Raw genomic sequence first — 22,185 nt, 5'->3', positions numbered from 1 at the left:
CTAAAAGTCCAAGTGAAATGTGTAAAGCTCGAGATAAATCGTCATCACCTCATGTTCATGGTAATTACCTAGACCATCAACAAATCCCCATTTGACGATTTGGCTTGATAAAGAGCCTAAGGTAACACCCGTACCATGTGTTCCAGTTGAAATAGCCCCTGCAATTGTTTGTTGTTGAATATCCCCCATATTCTCAAGTGCTAATCCAAACTGCTCCAAAATCGGGCCAATCTCGTATAAGTATGTTCCGGCCCAAAAAGTGGCTTCGTTCGTTTCTTGGTCGATTTCTATTAATCCTCTCATATGATGAAGTGAAATGGCTACGTCATCAGGCTTGGCAACAGGGCTAAAAGAATGTGCAGCACCGGTTACACGGATTGTCTTATGTTGTTTTTGTGAATTCCATATGAGATTGGATAATTGTTTTACATCACGAGGAAGTAAAGTCTGTGATGGCTCTCCTTTCACATTTCCAGCCCAATTTTGCCATTTACTCGTACCTACCGAATCCTTTACAAAAAACATTGCCCATCCCCCCTATACGTTTTGAAACTATTGATATGCTGCCCATTTCTAACGGCCTCAAGTTTCGTAAATCTCTCGCATAATTCCCCGGCTTTGGCATGGCGGAAGTATAAGGTATCGCCTAATTTGAGCGTTTCTTTTGTAATCACTTTCAGCGGTGTTTGGACTTCCCCTGCACCTTCAAGTGAAAAATATTCGAACTTGCCTTTTTCATATAATACAGGTTGTTTATCAATGCTTATAGCTCCTGAAGCGATATAACCACCACCATGACAAACGACTACATTTTCTTCTGGATTTCTTGTAATACGCAAAGCAAAACCAGCAGCAGGACGCAAATTCAACGCACTATACTGGTCAAACAATGCCGGATTAAAAAAGGCGGAACCTACTGTAATTTCTGTTACCTCTGGACACTGCGAAGTAAAATCGATACTTCCTGATCCACCACCATTTACAAATTCTAGATCACCTGTTACCGATAAAATGGTATCTACTGCTTCATTTCTAAATTTGGCAACTTGCTTTCGTGACCTTTTTTGAAGTTGTTGAATAATTGGCCTTTTCCATTTTTGAATAGGTACATCACCTACACCAGCCAACTGGGCTTCATACCCCATGACACCATTAATCTGTAAATGTGATAGTTTTTGAAGTGAGTCTAGCAACTCTTTTAGAACCTTAATAGTTTTTATAGATGATCGCCTCGTACCAAAGTAGATAATCGATGATTCTATTGAAAGATTAATATCAATACAAATGCTAATCTCCAAATTCTCCCGCTTCGCTAACGCATTCAACCATTTTGCTTGCCGAACATCATCGATCATAAAACATACATCATAACCCTTTTTTATATAATCAAATATTGGCAATACGCTATTCTCTTCCCAAACAGGATAGCCAATAAGCAAATGATCAAAGCCGTTTTCTAATAAATAACAAGTTTCACTCGCTGTATAAGTCATAAATCCTGAAACATTTTCAAGCTTTTCGCTAATATAATTTAAAACCTGTACAGAGCGAATAGATTTTGTAGCGATACGGATTTTTTTATCTCGAACACGTTGATTGATAAACCCGATATTAGCATCAAGTGCATGCAGATCAAGCCAAGCGAATGGCCTTTCCAAATGTTGAAAGGCTTTGTCAAATAACTGCACAATAGTCACCCCTTTGGACATCAATAACAAAATGCCCCTTCTTAGGCGAAATGTGTTTTTCCGTCGAAGAAGGAGCATTTATATTCTTTATAATCATTGATTAGCTTACATGGATCTCCCAAAAGTCAAAAGCAATATTAAAAACAAAAAGTGTATGAAACGCAACAAAAAGAAGAGCCTGTTTGTTATATTTTTTCTTCAAAGATTGATCCATAAGCTACAACTCCCTTCAAATTTTTCTGAATTATAATACAATATTCTATAATTAATAAAATATTTCTTCTTTTTAATTTTTTTATTAATATTAGGTGAAATTCCTCAGCTATGTATGTCATGATATATGTAAAGACAATTATGAGGTGATAAAATGGAGAAAGCTTTACTTGTGATTGATTATACTGTGGACTTTGTTGCAGAAAATGGCGCATTAACTTGCGAGGAACCTGGGCAACAACTTGAAAGCAATTTATTGAAGCATATTATGCAATTTGCAGATCAGGAAGAACTAATTATTTTCGCTTGCGATTTACATGATGAGGAAGACCCTTATCATCCTGAAACTAAACTTTTCCCACCACATAATATACGCAACACAAAAGGAAGAGAACTGTATCATACTATTCAACAATGGTATGAAGAGAATAAGGAGTTGCCGAATGTCATTTGGATGGATAAAACAAGGTATAGCTCTTTTGCAGGAACGAATTTAGAGCAACTTTTACGAGAACGGAACATCAATGATATTTATCTAACAGGTGTGTGCACGGATATTTGTGTGTTACATACAGCAGTGGACGCTTATAACAAAGGATTCCATACTTTTATCTACGAGGATTCTGTTGCAAGTTTCAATCAAGCTGGTCATGATTGGGCAATAGGTCATTTTAAAAATACATTAGGAGCAACAATTCTATAAGATCAAGGCTGGTACAATAGAATTTTAGCTAATGAAAAATCCGAACTATAATGTGAAATTCTATTTAAAATTTCACATTTGTTCGGATTTTTTATACAGTTTTGTGTTCCGTTCCAGACGGCGCTTTCCGCGGGCTTGGCTTCAATCTCCTCGTCACTAAAAGATGTGCTCCTGCATCGCTTCGCTAGCTTCGTCGCAGGAGTCGCCATCCTCCACTTCACACCATTCTATATGATGTTCATCATCAAATATTCATATTTTCTCATGCTTTTTGAATTTGATTCTATTTAGTTCAATTATTCAGCTTTGGTAAAGACTAATTTTTATTTGTCCTAACCTCTTTTTATTAATTAGTCTTAGATGTTTTTTTAGAGATTAAAATAGCTAATACGAAACCGATGATGGCAAAAACAACTGAGCCAGTATAGACGGAACGTATCCCACTTGCTATGATCTCGATGATACGATTGATTTGTTCGGATGAAAAGATTGAATGGTCAAACGAGCCGTTTAAATTTATATGTTCTGCACCCATTTTCGCCAATCTACCACTTGTTGCAGTATTGAATAGTACACCAAAAATAGCTGCACCGATTGATTGGCTAAAGGTATTAATAAATGAATTTAAACCGATTGCTGTTCCTAATTGTTCTCTTGTTGTAGAGGCTTGTACAACTATGATTAGAAGTGGTGCTATAAAACCCATTCCTAGCCCAAGAATTCCAGTTGCTAGGTAAATATATATTGGGAGAGTAGTAGCCGACAAGAACATCAACATCGTTGTTGCAATTACTAAGAAAACAGTACCCAGTTGAATGATACTTTTGTTTGTAATTCTCCCTACTAAATTCCCTGATAATATAGCCCCGACGGTCCACATAACTGAAACGGGCGTTAACATCAACCCTGCTTGTGTTGCGTTTTTCCCTAAAACAGATTGTGCATAGATTGGTAAGTATGCAGAAACACCAATGACTATTGCCATACAAAAAAGTGTTAGGCCGTTTATAACATTTAACCGTTTATTTTTAAATAATGATAGCGGAATGATTGGCTCAACAGCTTTATTTTCAACAAAGATAAATAACCCTATAAATATAATTGCAATTACATAATAGATGATTTGAGAAGTTGTAAGCCACTGTTGTGTATTACTTCCAGCTATAAGTGCATACAGTAACGCCACCATACCAATTGAAAATACAAGCGCCCCTGCATAATCTATTTTACGTGATTGAATTTTTCTTTCTTCTTGATAATATTTTGCGATTAATAAAATAGCTCCTAAACCAAATGGAATGTTTAGCAAAAAGATAAAATGCCATGTCAATTGGTCAACGATAAATCCACCAATTAAAGGTCCTATAATGCCGGAAACTCCCCATACCATACTAATATATCCTTGACCCTTAGCTCGTGCTTTTTCTGTATCAAAAAGCTCTCCTACTATGGTCAATGTAATCGGAAGTATTGATCCTGCACCAATCCCTTGAATGGCTCTAAAAACGATTAATAGTTCCATAGAAGTCGCCATACCACAAAGTAGTGAACCGATTAAGAAAATACTAATACCCGTAATAACCATTTTCTTTCGGCCAAATAAATCTGCTAACTTACCAAAAATGATCGCTGAAATAGCCGAAGTTAATAGATATGCTGAATAGATCCAGCTGATTAACTCAACGCCAGAGAGATCTGAAGTAATACTTGGAATCGCTGTAGAAACGATTGTTCCCTCTATCGCTGCTAATGCTGTTGCCAGCAATACTGCTACAAAAACTTTATTCATTCAATAACCTCAATTCTATGATAATTCCATTATTAACGATAATTAATCATAATATAAAATATCAAAATAAAATTATAACATAATTTTGATGTATTTTGTCTAGTATCTAGTAATCATTAAAATTATTTGGTAATATAATAACCAGTTATTTCTAATAATACCTATGAAATTAGAATACAGTATTATTCTGAAATATTTGGTAGGTTTATTTTTAACCTATGCTATATAATTTATTGGAGGCATACATATGTGGGAAGATTTTAAGAAGTTTGCTTTAAAAGGAAATGTCCTTGATTTAGCAGTTGGGGTTATTATCGGTGGAGCTTTCGGTAAAATAGTTACTTCATTAGTTAATGATATTATTATGCCTATTGTAAGCCTATTAATAGGAAAAGTAGATTTTAATGAGTTACATTATCACCAAATTAAGTATGGGAGTTTCATCCAGAATATTGTGGACTTCTTTATTATTGCATTTTCAATTTTTATTTTTATCCGTGTTATTACAAAACTAAATTACAAGAAGAAACAAGAAGAAGTTGTAGAAGAATCAGTACCTGTTGAAACAACAGAAGATTTATTAAAAGATATCCGTGCTTTACTGCAAGAAAAGAAATAAATCGAAACTTCATCAACCTCGCTCATTAAAAGTCGAGATTTTAAGTAATATACTTAATTTATCAGTATTCTTTATACAATGTGTAATATTATAATTAAGTTTATTTTAAAGAGGCTGGGACAGAACAAAATTAGTGTTTTCCAAATCCGAACAATTGAATTTATAGAATCAATTTCATCAAGCGTCTTTCTTTGAGAAAATACGATTCTTTGTTGATGACCATTATATAGAATGGTATGTGGAGTGTAGGATGGCGACTCCTGCGGGAATAGCTTGAGCTGAAAGCCCCACAGGAACGTAGTGACGAGGAGATTGAAGCCAAGCCCGCGGAAAGCGCCGTCCGGAACGAAACACAAAACTGAATATACTGAAGAAATATATATTAAAAGTTCGCCCTTTGTACAAAATCCTGATTAGGCTTTAATAGATATGAATAAAAAGAAAATCCGAACAAATGTGAAACTTTAAATAGAATTTCACATTATTGTTCGGATTTTTCATTGGCTAAAACTCTTTTGTCCCAGCCCCCTTTATTTGTTTTTAAATATATACTTTATGTTTAACAATCGGTTTTGTTTGATATGAAGGGGTTTTGTCTATGTGGATGAACTAACACTTACATAAAGAACTAGAATCGCTGATGGAGTATACAGTTGGAAAGATATTATTTATAATGAAAAAGTTAAAATTCAGAGGTATTATCGAAATATAAATATGAAATGAGTTTATGAAGTGATGTACTTAAACTAACGCAGCAGTTAACTTTAACAAGCGTATGATTTTTACGATGAATTTAGATTGAGGGTGAGACTAATAAAAAATCTTATTTTCATTAATGGGACAATGGGCGTTGGAAAGACTACTACAAGTAAAGAATTGAAAAAAATTTTGCCTAGATGTGTTTTTCTTGACGGAGATTGGTGTTGGGATATGTCTCCATTTATTGTGACAGAGGAAACGATTAACATGGTAATTAATAATATTAGTTACCTCTTAAACAATTATATTTCATGCTCTGAATATGAGAATGTAGTTTTCTGTTGGGTAATGCACGAACAAAGCATTCTCGATGATGTGTTATCAAGACTTAATAAAAATGACTGTAACTTACACAAATTTTCTCTCGTATGCTCTGAGAAAGCATTAATTTCAAGAGTTACAAGAGATATACAGCAAGGGATAAGGAACAGTGAAGTTATTGAAAGAAGTGTTCCGAGATTAAAAAATTATACCAAAATGGATACGAAAAAAATTGATGTAAGTGAAATTTCTCCTAAAGAAGCAGCAGAAATAATATTTAGACATATCAGAGAACATTGAACTACTCCCACTTATAGAGGTGAAGTGGAGATTCATGCCAAAATAAAAAATGTACACTACTAAATTGATTTTAGTAATGTACATTTTTATTAATATGTGCAACATTATAAACAAGTTATGATCATGTACAATTACTTGTCTTAGTTGCTTTTTGTGTTATTTTCCATCCTCAATAAGTGTTTCCATATCAACTGCGATCGTATCGTATGGAACATCTTTATATCCGCTGTAATTTTTGACTACTACTCCATCTTGATTTACTAAGAAGAAGCTTGAGCCGTGAATAACTTGGTTTGAATTTGGATCATCTTTTACTAATGTTTTAAAAGATTTTAAGGCGAATGCAGAAATATCATCTTGAGAGTAGCCAGTAAGAAGATCCCATTTTGAATCATCCGCTACAGGGTATTGACCTAAATATTTTTTTAGCTTTGCAGGTGTGTCGGTATCAGGGTCTACACTAAACCCAACGATTCTGTAATCTTTTAACCCTTTTTTCTTAAATGATTCTTGGATTTCTGTCATATTACGGGTCATAGGTGGACAAACCGTTGTACAGTTCGTAAAGATAAACATAGCTAACCATGGTTTTCCTTTCAAACTGTCTTTTGATACTTTGTCACCATTTTGATTTGTATAAGAAAAATCTTGCACTTTCCAATCTGTTTCTGCTTTAAATTTCTCACTGCCTCCACAAGCAGATAACAGTACTGATAAAACTAATACTAAAGATGCTATGATCAATCTATTTTTCACTTTGTATGTCACTCCTCATCTGCATCCATCTTATCGAATTGTACCACATTTTACAAGCACACTGTGTGATAGCTTTAAGACAAATTTGTGAAACAGATGATTATGTTATTTTAAGTTCAGTAAAGCATCGTGAATTGCTTGGAGTTTGGTTTCAACTCGGTGCATTAAATAGAATGACACAAATATAGGAAATCCTATTTCTTGAATTAGAGTAACCCATTCTTCCATCACAATCCCTCCTTCCTATATCCCTCAAAAAGTTATTAATTCTAAAAAAACTGCCTAATCTATCCAACAGATAGAATAGGCAGCTTCTTCATTTACGCTTTTAATTCTGTAACATTACGTTCTACATATCGGGCACCAACAATTTCAGAAAGTGGTGACCCTTCAATTTCAAATACATTATTAGATAGAATTGTGTTCATCACTTGATAAACTTCTGCAGTTGTTAAATTGTCCTTTGGTGTATCAATACTCAAAGAACAATTTGCTCCTCCTGTCGTTTTAAATTGTAATTGTAAAACTTTTGCCATTTTGTTTCCTCCCTCCTATTCCTGATTTAGTTTTTAGTTTAGTTTTGAATGATTTCTTGGGTTGTTACACCAGAACCAATCCATTGAAGATCATAAAGACCAGCAAGTGCAGCCCCTACTGTAGCCAAGTTTTCAATTGAAGCTTGTTCAGAAACATTTTGATATGTTTTTGTTTTTTCCATCACTTGGCCTTTTTCATTTAACCCTAGCGAAAACTTTAAACGAAGAGTTGCTTTTTCAAATGTCTTTGACGCCATTTCTATCACCTCTCTTTCACCTATTACATAGATTTAAAATTTAAAAAGCGGACAAAGGGTGCAATTTTTTTCGTTACATTTTATAATGATAGAGAGGTGAATACTGTGTTAAATGGGCCATTTTTGTGGTTTATATTATTTTGGGTAGTTGTACTAATCGGTACAATGGCAATAGGCGGTTTCTTCATGTTCCGCAAATTTTTAAAATCTATGCCAAAAGATGACGGAAAGTCCACATTAGATTGGCAAGATTATTATGTAAATAAGACATTAGATTTATGGCATCAAGATGAAAAAGATCTATTAAACGAATTAGTAAGCCCAGTTCCAGAACTATTCCGTGATGTTGCAAAACAAAAAATCGCGGGTAAAATTGGCCAACTGGCATTAGAAGAAAAGGCAAAGAAGATTGATGTAGATTTAATCATTCGAGGATACATAATCGCTTCACCGAAACGCGATCATAAATTCTTACGTAAAAAGTTAAACCAGATGAAGATTGATGTTACGCCTTATGAAGATTTACTTGATTAGAACACAGAAAAACGGTACTTTTCCATTTGAAAAGCACCGTTTTTTCATTAGCTATGTTGTAATTTCTTTTCTAATTTCTTGTATTGTAATAACATCGCAATACGCCATGGTAAAATCATAGAGAATGCTAAGATCCAGAACATTCCACCAAGTTCCCCTAAATGGAAAGAACCACTTAAGTAAACTTTTGCAACTGTTCGGATGATTAATAATCCTATTAAAATAAAGAAAAATGCTTTAGAAGGCTTTAAGAATACATCATCATCAACAATCTCAAATTTAGATGTTGCTATGAGAACAGTCGAAAAGATTACACCTGCTAAAACCGCTTCCAAAACTTGTGGCCATGGTACTCTGAAATAATCAAAGCAAAACATTAATGCACCTGTTGACATAGCAATTGGGGGTATAATGATTTTCTTCGCATTTGCCGGTCTTTTCGCTGATTTCGAACGAATAATCATCATCATAATCCCCATGAATACAACAGCTACTGTAGAACCAACTAACATAAATTGAGAAGGAATTGAACTAAACATAAACAATCACCTGTCTTTGAAAAAAATTATTCTATCATTTGACGTATCGTCGTCTCTAAACGTTCCCTCTCAAAAGGTTTTGTGATAAAATCTTTTGCACCATTTTTCAATGCTTGTAAAATAACTTTTTGTTGCCCTAGTGCAGAGACAATACAGATCTTTGCATTTGGGTCATCTTTTATAATTTCTTTTGTTGCATCTAACCCGGACATTACTGGCATCGTAATATCCATCGTAACAACATCGGGATGCAATTTAAAATATTGTTCAATTGCTTGCTTACCATTTTCAGCTTCTCCAATTACGTCGAAGCCTGTTTCTTGCAGCATTGCTTTCATCGCATCACGCATAAACAATGTATCGTCTACTACTAAAACTGTTGGCAACATTTTCACCCCATAATTTTCTCTTTTTAAAAGCCTTGGAAACCACCAAAAATTGGTGTTAAGATTTGGTTAAGGTAAGTCATTCCATCAAAGAATAAAATAATCCCAACAGCAATCATTATATAGCCACCAACCTTAACAATTTTTTGGCTATTTTTTCGAATCCAGTTCATCCGAGAGATAAAGAATGAAAGGACAAAGAATGGGATAGAAAATCCAAGTACGTAGGCTAACATATACCAAATCGCAGAATCTGGATTAGTAGTACCTAGTGCAATAATTGCAGCTAAAATCGGCCCTGTACATGGTGTCCACCCTGCTGCAAAAACGAGTCCGATTAACATTGAACCCAGATAGCCTGAAGGTCGATTTTTAAATTCAAACTTACGATCCTTCATCAAAAACTCTGGTGTGAAAATTCCTGTAATAACCAGTCCAAATACTACTATTAAAATACCACCAATTTGGCGAATTAACTCGTCATATTGAACAAAGAAACCTTTCACAAAAGACGTACTAAAACCTAAGGCTATAAATATTACAGAAAAGCCCAGTAAAAAAAATAGTGTGTGCAATATTGCCCTTTTTTGCAACATTCCTTTTTCATTTTTTAACTGATTAAATGATACGCCAGTTATGTATGAAAGAAATGCTGGATAAAGAGGCAATGTACATGGTGAGATAAAGCTTAAAAAACCTGCACCAAAAGCAAAGAATAAATTTATATCCGTATTCATATGCAGATGTCTCCTTATAATTACTACTACCATGTTACCAAACTATGCATAATAATTCTCATTTTTTAACTGTGACAAATTCATGAACATTTATTGCACTAATAATTATAAATTTAAATGATATAAAAAGCGAAAAATTTTGTTATTGAAGGTTCCATTTTAAATGATGTATTCTTTCTAAGATAGTTTTTCATTGATACGCTCTATATGTTCATTTTTCACTTGATCAGAAACATTTGTATACTTTTGTAATTTTGTATAAATGGTATAGACAGGAAGACTATAAGATGAAGTACTATTCTTACACCTGCTTAATAGATTTTTTCTTTTCATTACTTGAACATTTTGTGAAGTGACTTCGATAGATTTTAAAGTACAACGGTCACTGAAAATGATTAGTGAAGAAAATATATCTGTTGGTAGATTTGAAAGAAGTTTTTGTAATGCATTTACATGGGTTCTATTTTGTTTTACTGGATTATAAAATTTGAACTTCTTCCCATTTTTGAACACTTGTGTCCATTTATAATCCTTTTCTCGCCCATAAATCCAACCGCTGTAGTTTTTAGATTCAATCACATAGAGTCCATTTTCATGTATAAATAGAATATCAATCTCCGTTAAGCCCTCCCCTTTTGCTTTTGGGATATACAAATTCACTAAGGTTTTATGTATACCAGGAATCTTTTGCAATTCATTTACAATCCTATATTCTCCGTAAAGTCCCGTATTAAAACGAACTTTCCAAAAAGATGCGTTGGTTATTTGCTTATAATAACTTTTTTCAAAACTGACATAAGAAATGAATAATAGAATTAAAATCGTAGTAATTATAAAAATCACCTCTTTGTATATAGTAAAAACATACCAATACTATATACTAATTTTTATGTAAAATAAAGGTTATTCATATTTATTTTTACACATTATGATTTATATATATAAAACAAAAAGCCAATCTCCCTCTGGAAATTGGCTTTTCTGTTAGCACACTATGTATGCTTTATTATGGAATTAGTCCCCCTCTGTGGACAGCCTTCCAAGTTAACTAATCTAATTTAGCGTCAATTTTTCTTTTGCATTTGCAATTTGGATTTTTACTTGATCGAAGCCTGTTCCACCAAGAGAATGACGACGTTTAACAGCTGCCTCCGGTGCTAATACATCGTACACATCCGCTTCGATTAGATTACTTGCCTCTTGCAAGTCCTCAAGAGAAAGATCTAATAAGTAAATACCTCGTTGAATACATAAGAAAACTAATTTACCTGTTACTGCATGTGCTTCACGGAATGGCATACCTTTAGTAGCTAAGTAATCCGCAAGCTCAGTGGCATTTGAAAAGTCTTGATGAACTGCTTTGTTTAACGTATCTTTTGAAACAGTCATCGTACGGACCATACCTTCGAAGATTTTAAGTGCTCCTACAATCGTATGAAGTGTATCGAACATACCCTCTTTGTCTTCTTGCATATCTTTGTTATAAGCAAGTGGGATACCTTTTAATACAGTTAATAAGCCCATTAAATTCCCGTATACACGCCCAGCTTTCCCGCGTATCAATTCTGCCATATCAGGATTTTTCTTTTGTGGCATAATACTTGAGCCAGTTGAGAAAGCATCGTCTAATTCGACAAATTTGAATTCTTCACTTGACCAAAGGATAATCTCTTCAGCAAATCTTGATAAATGCGCCATTAATAATGAACTGTTGCTTAAGAATTCAACGATAAAATCGCGATCACTTACTGCATCCATACTGTTTTGATACACATTAGAGAATCCCATTAGTTTTGCGCTTAACTCACGATCGATTGGGAATGTTGTTCCAGCAAGAGCCCCTGCTCCGAGTGGAGAGATATCTATACGTTTAACCGACTCGTTAAAACGTTCTTTATCTCGTTGCAACATCCAAAAGTAAGTCATCAAGTGATGCGCGAAAGAAATTGGTTGCGCTCTTTGTAAATGTGTATATCCAGGAGCTAATGTATCGATATTCGCCTCTGCTTTTTCGACAATTGTTTCTTGGAATTTTGCAATGAGTTCAACGACTTCTTTTACTCTCTTTTTCAAGAATAAATGCATATCTGTTGCAACTTGGTCATTTCGACTACGGCCTGTGTGAAGTTTTCCTCCCACAGGACCGACTAAATCGATGAGCATTTTTTCAAGATTCAAATGAATATCTTCATTTGCTACTGAAAATGTAAGTTCGTTATTATGTGCTTTTACTTTTAGTTGTTCTAGGCCATCTTTGATCGTGTTGACTTCTTCTTTACTAAGAATTCCGGTTTCGCCAAGCATTGTGACATGCGCAATGCTACCCTCTAAATCCTCTGTAACAAGCTGTTGGTCAAACCCGATGGATGCCCCAAATTCATCTACCCATTGTTCGGCAGATTTTTGGAAACGGCCTCCCCAAAGTTTACCACTCATGCTTGCACCTTCTTTACTCCTTTGTTATTAACCATTGCATTAACTTTTGTAGGAAGACCGAATAATTCGATAAAGCCTACTGCAGAAGCATGGTTGAACTCATCATCTTTTGTATAAGTAGCTAATTTTTCATCATATAATGAGTTTGGTGATTTACGTCCTTCTACAATTGCATGACCTTTGAATAATTTCACACGTACTGTACCATTAACGAATTTTTGTGTTTCTTTTAAGAATGCTTCGATTGCTACACGTAATGGTGAGAACCATAAACCATCATAGATGATTTCAGTAAGTTTTTTCTCAATGATTGGTTTGAAGTGAGCTAGTTCTTTTACAAGAGTGATATCTTCAAGTTCTTTATGTGCAACAAGTAATGTATGAGCACCTGGAACTTCGTAAACTTCACGAGATTTAATACCAACAAGTCTGTTTTCAACGTGGTCGATACGGCCAACACCATGTTTACCAGCTAGTTCATTTAATTTTAAGATTAAATCTGCTAATTTATATTGAACACCGTTAAGTGCTACTGGAACACCTTGTTCGAATTCGATTTCAACAACATCTGGTGTATCAGGAGTATCTTCAAGTGCTACTGTTAAATCGTAAGCATCTGCTGGTGGAGCAGCCCAAGGATCTTCTAAAATACCACATTCGTTTGCGCGACCCCATAAGTTTTGGTCAATTGAGAATGGGCTGTCTAAGTTGATAGGAATCGGAATATTTTTAGATTTTGCATATTCGATTTCTTCTTCACGGCTCCATGCCCATTCACGAACTGGTGCAAGAACTTCTAAATCTGGATTTAAAGATTTGATAGATACTTCGAAACGAACTTGGTCATTCCCTTTACCTGTGCAACCATGTGCAACTGCAACTGCTCCAGTTTTTTCTGCGATTTCTACTAATTTTTTAGAGATTAGTGGACGAGATAATGCAGAAACTAAAGGATATTTTTGTTCGTACCAAGTATGACCTTGAAGTGAGATTAATGCGTATTCTTCAGCGAATTCGTCTTTTGCATCTACGATATAAGATTCAACTGCACCAACTTCAAGTGCTTTCTTTTGAACGAATTCTAAGTCTTTACCTTCACCAACGTCTAAGCAACAAGCTACTACGTTGTAACCTTTGTCTTTCAACCATTGGATTGCAACAGATGTATCTAAGCCGCCTGAATAAGCTAACACTAATTTTTTTGCCATTTTGTATTCCTCCATGTTATTACTGTATGTTTATACGGTGTTTCTTAATATTTATGCATTTATCTTAACATGGAATAAAAATGAATACAAGTGTATTTTCTTGCATTTTTAAAAAACTTTTAAATTGGCAATAGATTTCTATATTTTTATAAATAAAGTGAAAATTCTTTCATTTTATTTCGTTCAAAAATCTCTATATATCAGCATTACCAGAACCTATCCCCTACTTTTCGACTCTTTCCATTTAGTCTTCTGTTATGTAACTTTTTATGAATAAAAATCTATAAAACGACTTTGCATACGATACAAAGTCGTTCATGTATTTACTTTACTTATTATAAAGCGATTATATAAATTTACTTTTGTTGATTTGTTCATAAAGACGCTCAATCATTTCATATGGAAATTACATTAGAGTTTAAGAGAATTAATTTTCATAAAAATTGTAATTAACATGCATAAATATGAATATCCTTTACTTCTTATTGAAGAACGGTTTGCCAAGTTTTTCTATAATGGTTGGAGCTAGTGCATATAATTTACTGGAAATCCCCATATAGCTCGGTAAGTTGACTTCTCTCGTTTTTTTCCCGATTGTATGAATGGTTGCACTTGCCACTTTTTCAGGATCTAACAATATATGTTTCATCGCTTGTCTATAAGATGCTGTTCGATCGGCATGGTCTATGAATGGTGTATCTATCGGACCAGGGTGTATAACCGTTACGCCAATATGATATGGAGCAAGTTCCATACGTAAAGCATTTGTGTAGCCTATGATTGCATGTTTTGTTGCTGCATAAACAGAAGCCTTTGGTGTAGCTACCTTTCCTGCTTGCGATCCTATGAAAATAAGTTGACCTCGGCCTTGTTCTTTCATTTTTTTAGCGATATATTTTGTAAGCAACATTGGGGCTTGAATATTGACATTTATCATTGCCAACAGGTCCTCATCATCCATATCTGTTGCGTATTCAAAAGTACCGATTCCTGCTGAAAAAATTGCAACATCTAGTTGTGGTAGTTGTTGCAACAGATTTTTTACGCCATCAACCGAATCTAAGTTACTTGGGATGACCATGATATTCTGTTTCGCCAATTCGCTTAATACGTTTTTATTTCTTCCGGTAGCAATGACTCGATGGCCTTTTTTAGCTAATTTCTGAGCAATTAGAAAACCAACACCTGATGTTGCACCCGTTACGAGTATACTTTTACTTTTTTGCATACCAAAACACACCATTCTCGTCTTGCTCTTCAGTCACTAAATCTACATCCATTAAATAATCCATTTGACCAATCGTTTGAGATAAAGTTAAGCCTAGTTGTCTTTCATAGACTGCTGGGAAAATTTCCATATTGATCTCAAAAATTGTTTTAGGTCTTTCATTAAGCAATTGCAATACATTCATAGCTCTTAAATTTTGTTTTTCAAGTCTTGCATGCACTAGCTCATTGACATTTGTGATTTCGTCTCCATGACCACTGTAGAGCTTTTCAATAGGCATCGTTAATAATTTTTTTAATGACGCGTTATATTGAAGTATTGATTTAGCTCTCTTCGCTTTAGGGTTAAGTGGCGGTTCAATAAGAGGATTAGAAGAGATATTCGCCAATAAAAGATCCCCGCCAATCATCACCTTCTTCTCTTCATGCCAAAAAGCAAGATGACTTTGGGCATGACCTAATGTTTCTACCGCAACGAGACCTTTATGGCCCGGAATCTCGTCACCATCATGAATAATCCCTGTTAGTGTTCGTTCACCAAGCATTTCCACCGAACGCGTCATTTTTTTTGCCCAAGTAAAATATTTCTCTGGTACGCCTTCTTCTTTCATCCGGTCAATGTAAAATTGATAATGTGACCCAATAAACAATGGGTCTCGACGAAGCCATGCATCCACATATACATGCCCTAAAACATCTGCATTTGGAAAAGCATCAATCCATCCGACATGGTCTGGGTGATGGTGCGTTAATATAACTTGCTCAATATCCTCCATCTGATAACCTGCATTTTTTACGCCTTCTTTTATAGCTTCTAAGGCTTCAGGTGTTTTTGTTCCTACATCAACTATTGATAATGCATCATCTTTTATAATAAATGAATTTACTGTTCCTTCTGGGAAAGGTACAGGTGAAATAATTTTATGTATCATCATTAGTCCCCTTTTAAATGAATATCGATTCATTATATTGTACAGTTTTTTTAAAAAAACGTCACCTTTTTGCATTGACAAATCTCATTAGATTTCATATACTCATTTTTACATATATCAAGCTAAGATGAAGACTAGTACAAAATAGACTGGTTTCTAGAGAGTGTGATCATTGGCTGTAAGTCACATAACTAGTTTTTTTGGAACCTACTTCGGAGCTACTGTGCAAACACAGTCGTATCTCTGCGATAAAGAGAAATGAAGTTGTGCTACTTTATGTAGCAAAACAAGGTGGTACCGCGGAATCAAGCATTTTCGTCCTTATTTAGGATGAAGATGCTTTTTATTTTACTTTAAAGAACATTTTTTAGAAGATGAGAAATCGTCAAACTAGCTTTTAAGAGCTAGAAAAAAATAGGAGGCGACCAAAGTGGAAACAATTGTATTTGCTGGTGCTGGCTCAATGGCTGAAGCATTAATTCATGGCTGGGTTAAAGAAGGTGTTGTTTTACCCAAAAGTATTTATGTTATGAATAAATCGGATCAACAAAAACTTCAACGATTAGCTGATACCTACGGCGTACAAATTGTTTGTGGAAGTCGCGAAATAGTGAAAAAAGCTGATTGCTTAATATTAGCAATGAAACCAAAAGATATTCAGCATGCAATGGAAGATTTAGTCCCATTCTTGCCAACTCATACAGCCATTTTATCCGTAGTAGCCGGTGTATCCATGAACACAATCGAAGAATCTTTAGGAAAAAGACCAATTGCACGAATTATGCCTAATACTTCTGCAACCATTGGAATGTCTGCAACGGGTGTTGCATTTAATACATCTGTTACATCTTCATTAAAAAATGAATTTATGCATATGCTTGAAGCAATTGGATTAGTCATTGAAGTTCAAGAAGATGAATTACATGCAGTAACTGCTTTATCAGGAAGTGGCCCTGCATATCTTTATTATTTAGTTGAAGCATTCGAGCAAGCAGGTATGAAATTCGGTTTAAATCAAGAAGTCGTGCGTAAATTAGCGGTACAAACGATTGCAGGAGCAGCTGAAATGTTAAAACAATCAAGCGAAGAGCCAACGGAACTACGCCGAAAAGTAACAAGTCCTGGTGGTACAACTGAAGCTGGTATTCAAGCTTTAGAAAAGTATCATTTTATAGATGCGATCAACGCGTGTATTCAAAATGCCGAAGCAAAATCCCGAGAACTTGCTTCTATTAAGACAAAATAAACTTCTAACGAATCTTCATCAACTAAAAAAGGCCTGTAAATTCACGAAGAATTTACAGGCCAAATTTTAAAAGTAAACAATTTAATTGTTTACTTTTTTTGTTTTAGTTGTCTAGATGATTTAGAACGACTAGTGAATACTGCTAGTAATAAGAAGAACCCTGCGATTGTGAAATACAATCCTGAATGATTCGCTTCAACACCAGTTTGTGGTAATGTATCTTGTACGAATTTTGCTTTATTTGTATCGGTAGAAATTTTTTGTTGCGCATCTGTTGAATTTGATGCTGTCGTATAAGTAGACGAATTTGTTTGCGTAATTGAAGTTTCAGCATTTGCAGTAATACTATGTGAAAAGTTAAAAGTAATTACAAAAACACTTAGCATTAAAACAAAAATATATTGTTTAATCATTTTGTTTCCCCTCGATTATAAAGATTAAATAATAGACTGGAATTTTTTTATCCCGTCGGTACATTATATACCTTTATCTTCATTTTAACTATAAATCTTTACGATTCTTTAACGAATTTTATTGAAATTAAGGCTTTTTTCTTATTAATGAGGGAGTATCATTAATCTTTTTATAGTAAAAAAACACAAATAGTTGGTTGTTTATGGAATCCAAATTTCTATATAAATATATTCCATCAAAATAGTTTTGTGAACCTTATAAATTTGAATCATACATATAAATCAATCTACTACATGTTTACTTTATAATAAATTTTGTATGACTATATCCTTCTTTGCTTTTTTTCACTTCTAATAACGCTGGCATAGCTTCTTTTAATTCTGAAACGTGTGAGATAATACCAACCATTCTGCCTGTATTTTGCAATTCGATTAGTGTATCAATTGCTTTATTTAACGCTTCTTCGTCAAGCGTGCCAAAACCTTCGTCGATAAACATCGTATCTATTTGTATATTTCCTTGGAAAGATTGGATGACATCTGACATTCCAAGTGCAAGTGACAAGGATGCATTAAACTTTTCTCCGCCTGATAATGTTTTAACATCACGGTTTTGTCCTGTATATGCATCATAGACATCCAAACCTAGACCACTTTGTTTCCCTCTCGCTTCTTGACGGTCGCTTCGGATTAAACGATATTGACCATTAGAGATTGGCTTTAGGCGTTCATTTGCTGCTTGAATAATTTGCTCTAAATACTCTATTTGTAAATAACGCTCAAATGAAATTTTCAACTGATTTTGTCCACGAAGTAGATCATATAGATCAATAATCCTAGAACATTTTCTTTCTAGTTCAATTATTTCAGTACTTATTTTTTCAATGTCTGTTGCTAGTTGTATAGCATTTGTAAGGTATTCTTTCGTCTTGTGAAGTTCATCACTAGCCTCAATCAGTTTTTGGCGAAGGAATTCTAATTGTTGTTCTAACACTACTTCGTCTTTTAAAGTCTTATCTGCGAAATCAGCTGCTCCCTCTTTTAGCTGTTCTTTTAAAGCATATTTTTGCTTCATATATTCTGTATACTTCATTTCAAGTCTTTCTATCTCTGGTTGTTGAAGACGAGCGGCTTGATAGTCACTACCTTTTGCAAAACCTGCAGATAATACGGCATCTTTAAAGCGATTTTGAGCTAATAGTAGAGCTTCTTCCGCTTCTTGTTGACGTTGTTTCGCACTATTAATAGAAGCTTCTAATGAAATGACTTCTCTTTGTTTCAGATTGACTTGTTGTTCAGCATACTCAAAGCGTGTTTTCAACTGATTTCGAGTAGTCGTTTTTGTATCGATTAACGCATGAAGTGCTTGCAATGATGAAATAGATTCTGGAATTTCTTTTTGAATACTTGTCAATTTCGCTTGAGCTTCATAGAATTTTTCTAAATGTGTATTCTTTTCAATAACAAATTGTTGTTGTTTTTGAGTTTGTACATCTAGTTGCGCTTCAACTTGTTGCTTTAAGTTTTCGATTTTTTCTAATTCACTTTTTAATTTTTTTAGTTCCATAATTTCTATTTGTAGTTGGTTGTATTGTTCGATGATTTTTTGACCATCTTTAGTCTCTACACCTAAAAGAACTAGTTTTTCTTCTAATTGACTAAGCTGTTGTCTACTTGCTTGAACTCTACCATGTAGTTCAAAGTATTGGTTTGTAGCTAGTTCTGCTTGTGATTTTAACTTAGATAATTGTTCTTCACTAATTTTTTCAATATGTTTTGTTTGAAGAGATTGGTGGTTCAGGCTACCGCAAACGGGACAAGGTTCTCCATCAACAAGTTGAGCGGCTAAAATACTTGCCTGGTTACTAATCCATTTTCCTTCTTCTTCTTTATAGCGAGCATTATATTCGTTATATAGGCGTTCTTTTTCAGACTCTTGCTCCTGAAGTTGTTTGAGTATGCCCATTTGTTGTTGCCAGTTTTGCCATGCAGTTGTTTTTTCTCTTAAAGATAGAAGTCGATCATTTTTTTCATCGAACTGATGCAACCGTTGTGATAAATTTGTACCTTTTTGCAGATATTGAGATTTTAAGTGATTTAACTTTTCAACTTCTTTGTTAAACGCCTCTAGTGACTTTTTATCTTGTTCGATAATTTTTTGATGTTGGTTTAACACATTTTCTGCATTTTGTAATTCTTTAAATTTATCCTCAAGTTTTTTCAATGAAGCAATTTCTATTGTTAGAGCTTCGATTTTAGGTTGCTCTATTTTTTCATGGTCAAATTGTTGTACGGCCTGTTCGAAAGCTTTTTTGGCTATTAGATAGGACTGTTGTAACTGTTCGAGTGCTTGTACTTTTTCTTTCTTTACTTGGACGTTCTCATAATAGCGCTCTTCTAATGGTATAATATGACTTGCTTTTTTAGCAGCCTCAATTTTTTGCTGTAGCTCATCAAACACTTTAGATTGCTGCTCCAACAAAGTAAGTTGTTGTTCTTTTTCTTGATAAGCTCGTAATCTTTTGTTAAATTCTTTCGTTTCTAATACGATTTTTTGTTGTCTTTCGACTTCAAGTGTACTATTTTGATAAATTCCTTCTTTTTGTTGAACTTCAGTGGAATAGAAGTGTTGTTCTTCTTTTAGCCCTTCTATTAATTGGTACATATTCACATGTTCTGAAGATAGTACTTGTTGTAATTGAGATTCACGCTTTGGAAGTGAGTTTCTAACACGTTCAATATAAAGTTGCTGTATAGAATTTGCACGAGTTAAAGCCTTTTCTGCTTCGTCTTTCTTAGCTTTTAAGCGATCTGCTAGATGACGATACGAATCTGTTTTGAAGATTTTACGTAGAATAGCTTCTTTGTTTTCCGTTTCTGAAGTAAGTAATTTTCGAAATTCTCCTTGTGGTAACATCACAATTTGTTTGAATTGATCTTTTGAAAGCCCAATGATTTCTTCCATTTTTCTATTAATTTCTGTAACTTTTTGTGATTCAACGACAGGTTTTTCTTCGTCTCCTAGAATTTCTACAAATTCCAACTTATCTCCTGTCGCACTTTTGTTGCCACTTTTCTTATGTGCAAGTTGACGTAAAATACGATACGTTTTACCTTTTATAGAAAAGATTAATTCGGCAGATGTATGGATATCTTCACTAGCAAAATCACTGCGTATTTCTTTAATCTCCGCACGGTCTTCCCCACTTGCAGCGCCATATAACGCAAAACAAATACCATCAAAAATCGTCGTTTTACCTGCTCCAGTTAAACCGGAAATCACGAAGATTTTATGTTCGCCTAGTTTTCGAAAATCAATGGTTTCTGTATCTTTATATGGACCAAAGGCGGTTAGTTTTAATTGTAATGGTTTCATGAATGTTTCACCTCAACTTCGCGTTTTGCTAATAATTCTTCTTGCAGTACTTCTTGGAAAAGATCCATTGTTTGATCGTCAGCATTTTTGCCTAATATTTCTTTATAAAATGACTTAAATAAGGTCATATCATCCATTTTTTGTCGAGATTCTACTTCTTGTTCCACATTGCTATAATCCTTTAATAATACGCGTTCTACATGCATAGCATTTGGATATACTGAACGGATTTTTTCCATTGGTGAAATAATTGGCGTATCATCTAACAGTTTTACAAAGACATAATCTTCACTTTTTGGTGATTTTAATATCTCATCCATTGTTTTTTCCACTGTTCTAAGTTCTCGTCTAGGTACTAAAGGCTTTTTGGTTACTTGTATAGAACCATCTGCTGCTAGATCAATGATTAGATAACCTTTTTTATGAGTTTCTTCAGAGATAGAGTACTTTAATGGCGAACCTGAATAGCGAATTTTTTCTTGATCTACAAAATGGGCTTGATGTAAATGACCAAGTGCAGTGTAATGGAATGGCTCAAAAAGCTTAGCATCCACACATTCTGAACCCCCAATTGATAATGGTCGCTCTGCATCGGTATTATTCTCTTCTTTTACTCCGTCCTTCGTCACAAAAGCATGTCCAACTAATACATGTCTCACATTTGGATCTAATGATTCGACAACATGTTCGAGAATTTTCGTCATAGCATCTTGTTGCGTTTTAACCGTATCATCGCCATAGATGTAACGGACATGAGACGGATCTGTATATGGTATTAAGTGAAAATGGACTTCACCAAATTCATCATTCAAAACAACCGGTTTTAATTCTTTTGATAGGTTTCCAATAATATGAAGACCTTTAGCATCCATAAATTGTGAACCGAAGTGAATACGTCCTGGGCTATCATGATTACCTGCAATCGCTACTACAGGAATTTCACGTTTAATGGCAATTTCAGAGAAAATATTATCCAGTAGCGAGACAGCTTCAGTCGGTGGAACTGAACGATCATATAAATCACCCGCAATAACGACTACATCGGGTTTTTCTTTGTCGATTTCTTGTAAAAATTGAGATAAAATATAGGCTTGGTCTTCAATCATCGATACACCTTGAACTAATTTTCCCAAATGCCAATCAGCTGTGTGAAAAATTTTCATATTATCACTCCATCCCTCTAAAATCTATTTTAATAATTTTATCATAAAACTCATAAAAGAACGAACGTTCGATAGATAACTTTTAAATTTTAGCTTAGTTCTTGGGC

Annotated in this window: 23 protein-coding genes and 1 other annotated feature; of the genes, 5 read left to right on the top strand and 18 right to left on the bottom strand. The window is 34.3% G+C overall.

Annotated elements, in window-relative coordinates; translation table 11 throughout:
• Both D1606_RS19060 and D1606_RS09205 read right to left on the bottom strand, forming a co-directional pair.
• The gene (locus D1606_RS19060; RefSeq protein ID WP_233548061.1) at nt 1-525 is read right to left on the bottom strand and encodes an FAD-binding protein; all 525 of its coding nucleotides are present in this window, start codon (nt 523-525) and stop codon (nt 1-3) included.
• Complete coding sequence (locus tag D1606_RS09205) at nt 513-1,688, bottom strand: alanine racemase (protein WP_233548060.1); 1,176 nt, start codon at nt 1,686-1,688, stop codon at nt 513-515. Before D1606_RS09205 ends, D1606_RS19060 begins: the two co-directional genes overlap by 13 nt.
• Nucleotides 1,689-2,055: 367 nt before the next feature.
• Between D1606_RS09205 and D1606_RS09200 the strand changes: the two genes are divergently transcribed.
• Complete coding sequence (locus D1606_RS09200; RefSeq protein ID WP_119415717.1) at nt 2,056-2,604, top strand: cysteine hydrolase family protein; 549 nt, start codon at nt 2,056-2,058, stop codon at nt 2,602-2,604.
• A gap of 346 nt (nt 2,605-2,950) precedes the next feature.
• Here the strand turns inward: D1606_RS09200 and D1606_RS09190 are convergent, their stop codons facing one another.
• Nucleotides 2,951-4,393 (bottom strand): MFS transporter, encoded by a 1,443-nt coding sequence (locus tag D1606_RS09190; RefSeq protein ID WP_119415715.1) that lies wholly within the window; start codon nt 4,391-4,393, stop codon nt 2,951-2,953.
• 247 nt (nt 4,394-4,640) lie between these two features.
• On the opposite strand from D1606_RS09190, the gene mscL reads away from it, so the two are divergent.
• Both mscL and D1606_RS09180 read left to right on the top strand, forming a co-directional pair.
• The gene (gene mscL, locus D1606_RS09185; protein WP_119415714.1) at nt 4,641-5,012 is read left to right on the top strand and encodes a large conductance mechanosensitive channel protein MscL; all 372 of its coding nucleotides are present in this window, start codon (nt 4,641-4,643) and stop codon (nt 5,010-5,012) included.
• 804 nt (nt 5,013-5,816) lie between these two features.
• The gene (locus D1606_RS09180) at nt 5,817-6,332 is read left to right on the top strand and encodes an AAA family ATPase (protein WP_255416308.1); all 516 of its coding nucleotides are present in this window, start codon (nt 5,817-5,819) and stop codon (nt 6,330-6,332) included.
• Between the two features lie 156 nt (nt 6,333-6,488).
• Here D1606_RS09180 and D1606_RS09175 read toward each other — a convergent pair whose 3' ends face one another.
• From D1606_RS09175 to D1606_RS09160, 4 genes are all read right to left on the bottom strand, one after another.
• Entirely contained in the window at nt 6,489-7,088 is a 600-nt protein-coding gene (locus D1606_RS09175) for an SCO family protein (RefSeq protein WP_119415713.1), read from the bottom strand.
• Nucleotides 7,089-7,193: 105 nt separating this feature from the next.
• Nucleotides 7,194-7,316 carry a YvrJ family protein gene (locus D1606_RS09170; RefSeq protein WP_119415712.1) on the bottom strand — a complete coding sequence of 41 codons (123 nt, stop codon included), beginning with the start codon at nt 7,314-7,316 and terminating at the stop codon, nt 7,194-7,196.
• A 92-nt stretch (nt 7,317-7,408) separates the two neighbouring features.
• Nucleotides 7,409-7,624 carry a DUF2922 domain-containing protein gene (locus D1606_RS09165; protein WP_119415711.1) on the bottom strand — a complete coding sequence of 72 codons (216 nt, stop codon included), beginning with the start codon at nt 7,622-7,624 and terminating at the stop codon, nt 7,409-7,411.
• 38 nt (nt 7,625-7,662) lie between these two features.
• Nucleotides 7,663-7,881 (bottom strand): DUF1659 domain-containing protein, encoded by a 219-nt coding sequence (locus tag D1606_RS09160; RefSeq protein ID WP_119415710.1) that lies wholly within the window; start codon nt 7,879-7,881, stop codon nt 7,663-7,665.
• Nucleotides 7,882-7,986: 105 nt separating this feature from the next.
• Here D1606_RS09160 and D1606_RS09155 point away from each other — a divergent pair, with 105 nt between their 5' ends.
• Complete coding sequence (locus tag D1606_RS09155) at nt 7,987-8,415, top strand: DUF2621 domain-containing protein (protein ID WP_119415709.1); 429 nt, start codon at nt 7,987-7,989, stop codon at nt 8,413-8,415.
• 47 nt (nt 8,416-8,462) lie between these two features.
• Here D1606_RS09155 and D1606_RS09150 read toward each other — a convergent pair whose 3' ends face one another.
• The 8 genes from D1606_RS09150 to D1606_RS09115 form a co-directional block, all read right to left on the bottom strand.
• Nucleotides 8,463-8,954, bottom strand: a complete 492-nt coding sequence (locus tag D1606_RS09150; protein WP_119415708.1) for a CcdC family protein — start codon at nt 8,952-8,954, stop codon at nt 8,463-8,465.
• Nucleotides 8,955-8,980: 26 nt separating this feature from the next.
• Nucleotides 8,981-9,340: a response regulator gene (locus D1606_RS09145; RefSeq protein ID WP_369973782.1), complete on the bottom strand. Its 360-nt coding sequence runs from the start codon at nt 9,338-9,340 to the stop codon at nt 8,981-8,983.
• Nucleotides 9,341-9,366: 26 nt separating this feature from the next.
• A complete protein-coding gene (locus tag D1606_RS09140; RefSeq protein WP_119415706.1) occupies nt 9,367-10,077 on the bottom strand; it encodes a cytochrome c biogenesis CcdA family protein in 711 nt (236 codons plus the stop codon).
• Between the two features lie 177 nt (nt 10,078-10,254).
• The gene (locus tag D1606_RS09135; protein WP_119415705.1) at nt 10,255-10,920 is read right to left on the bottom strand and encodes a nuclease-related domain-containing protein; all 666 of its coding nucleotides are present in this window, start codon (nt 10,918-10,920) and stop codon (nt 10,255-10,257) included.
• Between the two features lie 210 nt (nt 10,921-11,130).
• Nucleotides 11,131-12,513, bottom strand: a complete 1,383-nt coding sequence (gene argH, locus D1606_RS09130; RefSeq protein WP_119415704.1) for an argininosuccinate lyase — start codon at nt 12,511-12,513, stop codon at nt 11,131-11,133.
• The gene (locus D1606_RS09125) at nt 12,510-13,721 is read right to left on the bottom strand and encodes an argininosuccinate synthase (protein WP_119415703.1); all 1,212 of its coding nucleotides are present in this window, start codon (nt 13,719-13,721) and stop codon (nt 12,510-12,512) included. The genes argH and D1606_RS09125 overlap by 4 nt, the downstream gene beginning before the upstream one ends.
• A 475-nt stretch (nt 13,722-14,196) precedes the next feature.
• The gene (locus tag D1606_RS09120; RefSeq protein WP_119415702.1) at nt 14,197-14,949 is read right to left on the bottom strand and encodes an SDR family NAD(P)-dependent oxidoreductase; all 753 of its coding nucleotides are present in this window, start codon (nt 14,947-14,949) and stop codon (nt 14,197-14,199) included.
• Nucleotides 14,936-15,880 carry an MBL fold metallo-hydrolase gene (locus D1606_RS09115; protein WP_369973781.1) on the bottom strand — a complete coding sequence of 315 codons (945 nt, stop codon included), beginning with the start codon at nt 15,878-15,880 and terminating at the stop codon, nt 14,936-14,938. The genes D1606_RS09120 and D1606_RS09115 overlap by 14 nt, the downstream gene beginning before the upstream one ends.
• Nucleotides 15,881-15,995: 115 nt before the next feature.
• Nucleotides 15,996-16,206 (top strand) — a binding site (T-box leader).
• Between the two features lie 104 nt (nt 16,207-16,310).
• Here D1606_RS09115 and proC point away from each other — a divergent pair.
• Nucleotides 16,311-17,126, top strand: coding sequence for a pyrroline-5-carboxylate reductase (gene proC, locus D1606_RS09110; protein ID WP_119415701.1), 816 nt, complete (start codon nt 16,311-16,313; stop codon nt 17,124-17,126).
• Nucleotides 17,127-17,215: 89 nt separating this feature from the next.
• Here proC and D1606_RS09105 read toward each other — a convergent pair whose 3' ends face one another.
• From D1606_RS09105 to D1606_RS09095, 3 genes are all read right to left on the bottom strand, one after another.
• A complete protein-coding gene (locus D1606_RS09105; protein ID WP_119415700.1) occupies nt 17,216-17,539 on the bottom strand; it encodes an LPXTG cell wall anchor domain-containing protein in 324 nt (107 codons plus the stop codon).
• A gap of 298 nt (nt 17,540-17,837) precedes the next feature.
• Nucleotides 17,838-20,915: an AAA family ATPase gene (locus D1606_RS09100; RefSeq protein WP_119415699.1), complete on the bottom strand. Its 3,078-nt coding sequence runs from the start codon at nt 20,913-20,915 to the stop codon at nt 17,838-17,840.
• Entirely contained in the window at nt 20,912-22,078 is a 1,167-nt protein-coding gene (locus D1606_RS09095; protein ID WP_119415698.1) for an exonuclease SbcCD subunit D, read from the bottom strand. Before D1606_RS09095 ends, D1606_RS09100 begins: the two co-directional genes overlap by 4 nt.
• Nucleotides 22,079-22,185 lie beyond the last annotated feature (107 nt).

Origin of the sequence: Rummeliibacillus sp. POC4 (assembly GCF_003576525.1) — a bacterium.
Taxonomy (GTDB): domain Bacteria; phylum Bacillota; class Bacilli; order Bacillales_A; family Planococcaceae; genus Rummeliibacillus.
Note: the sequence above shows the minus strand (reverse complement) of the source record. Positions and strands in the feature narration are given on the sequence as shown.

Bases quoted from the DNA above. Each gene is read 5' to 3' on its own strand.
- D1606_RS09170 (WP_119415712.1), bottom strand. From the start codon at position 7,316: ATGGAAGAATGGGTTACTCTAATTCAAGAAATAGGATTTCCTATATTT.
- D1606_RS09190 (WP_119415715.1), bottom strand. From the start codon at position 4,393: ATGAATAAAGTTTTTGTAGCAGTATTGCTGGCAACAGCATTAGCAGCG.
- D1606_RS09200 (WP_119415717.1), top strand. From the start codon at position 2,056: ATGGAGAAAGCTTTACTTGTGATTGATTATACTGTGGACTTTGTTGCA.
- argH (WP_119415704.1), bottom strand. From the start codon at position 12,513: ATGAGTGGTAAACTTTGGGGAGGCCGTTTCCAAAAATCTGCCGAACAA.
- D1606_RS09100 (WP_119415699.1), bottom strand. From the start codon at position 20,915: ATGAAACCATTACAATTAAAACTAACCGCCTTTGGTCCATATAAAGAT.
- D1606_RS09115 (WP_369973781.1), bottom strand. From the start codon at position 15,880: ATGATACATAAAATTATTTCACCTGTACCTTTCCCAGAAGGAACAGTA.
- D1606_RS09140 (WP_119415706.1), bottom strand. From the start codon at position 10,077: ATGAATACGGATATAAATTTATTCTTTGCTTTTGGTGCAGGTTTTTTA.
- D1606_RS09150 (WP_119415708.1), bottom strand. From the start codon at position 8,954: ATGTTTAGTTCAATTCCTTCTCAATTTATGTTAGTTGGTTCTACAGTA.
- D1606_RS19060 (WP_233548061.1), bottom strand. From the start codon at position 525: ATGTTTTTTGTAAAGGATTCGGTAGGTACGAGTAAATGGCAAAATTGG.
- D1606_RS09120 (WP_119415702.1), bottom strand. From the start codon at position 14,949: ATGCAAAAAAGTAAAAGTATACTCGTAACGGGTGCAACATCAGGTGTT.
- D1606_RS09160 (WP_119415710.1), bottom strand. From the start codon at position 7,881: ATGGCGTCAAAGACATTTGAAAAAGCAACTCTTCGTTTAAAGTTTTCG.
- D1606_RS09105 (WP_119415700.1), bottom strand. From the start codon at position 17,539: ATGATTAAACAATATATTTTTGTTTTAATGCTAAGTGTTTTTGTAATT.
- D1606_RS09165 (WP_119415711.1), bottom strand. From the start codon at position 7,624: ATGGCAAAAGTTTTACAATTACAATTTAAAACGACAGGAGGAGCAAAT.
- D1606_RS09095 (WP_119415698.1), bottom strand. From the start codon at position 22,078: ATGAAAATTTTTCACACAGCTGATTGGCATTTGGGAAAATTAGTTCAA.
- mscL (WP_119415714.1), top strand. From the start codon at position 4,641: ATGTGGGAAGATTTTAAGAAGTTTGCTTTAAAAGGAAATGTCCTTGAT.
- D1606_RS09125 (WP_119415703.1), bottom strand. From the start codon at position 13,721: ATGGCAAAAAAATTAGTGTTAGCTTATTCAGGCGGCTTAGATACATCT.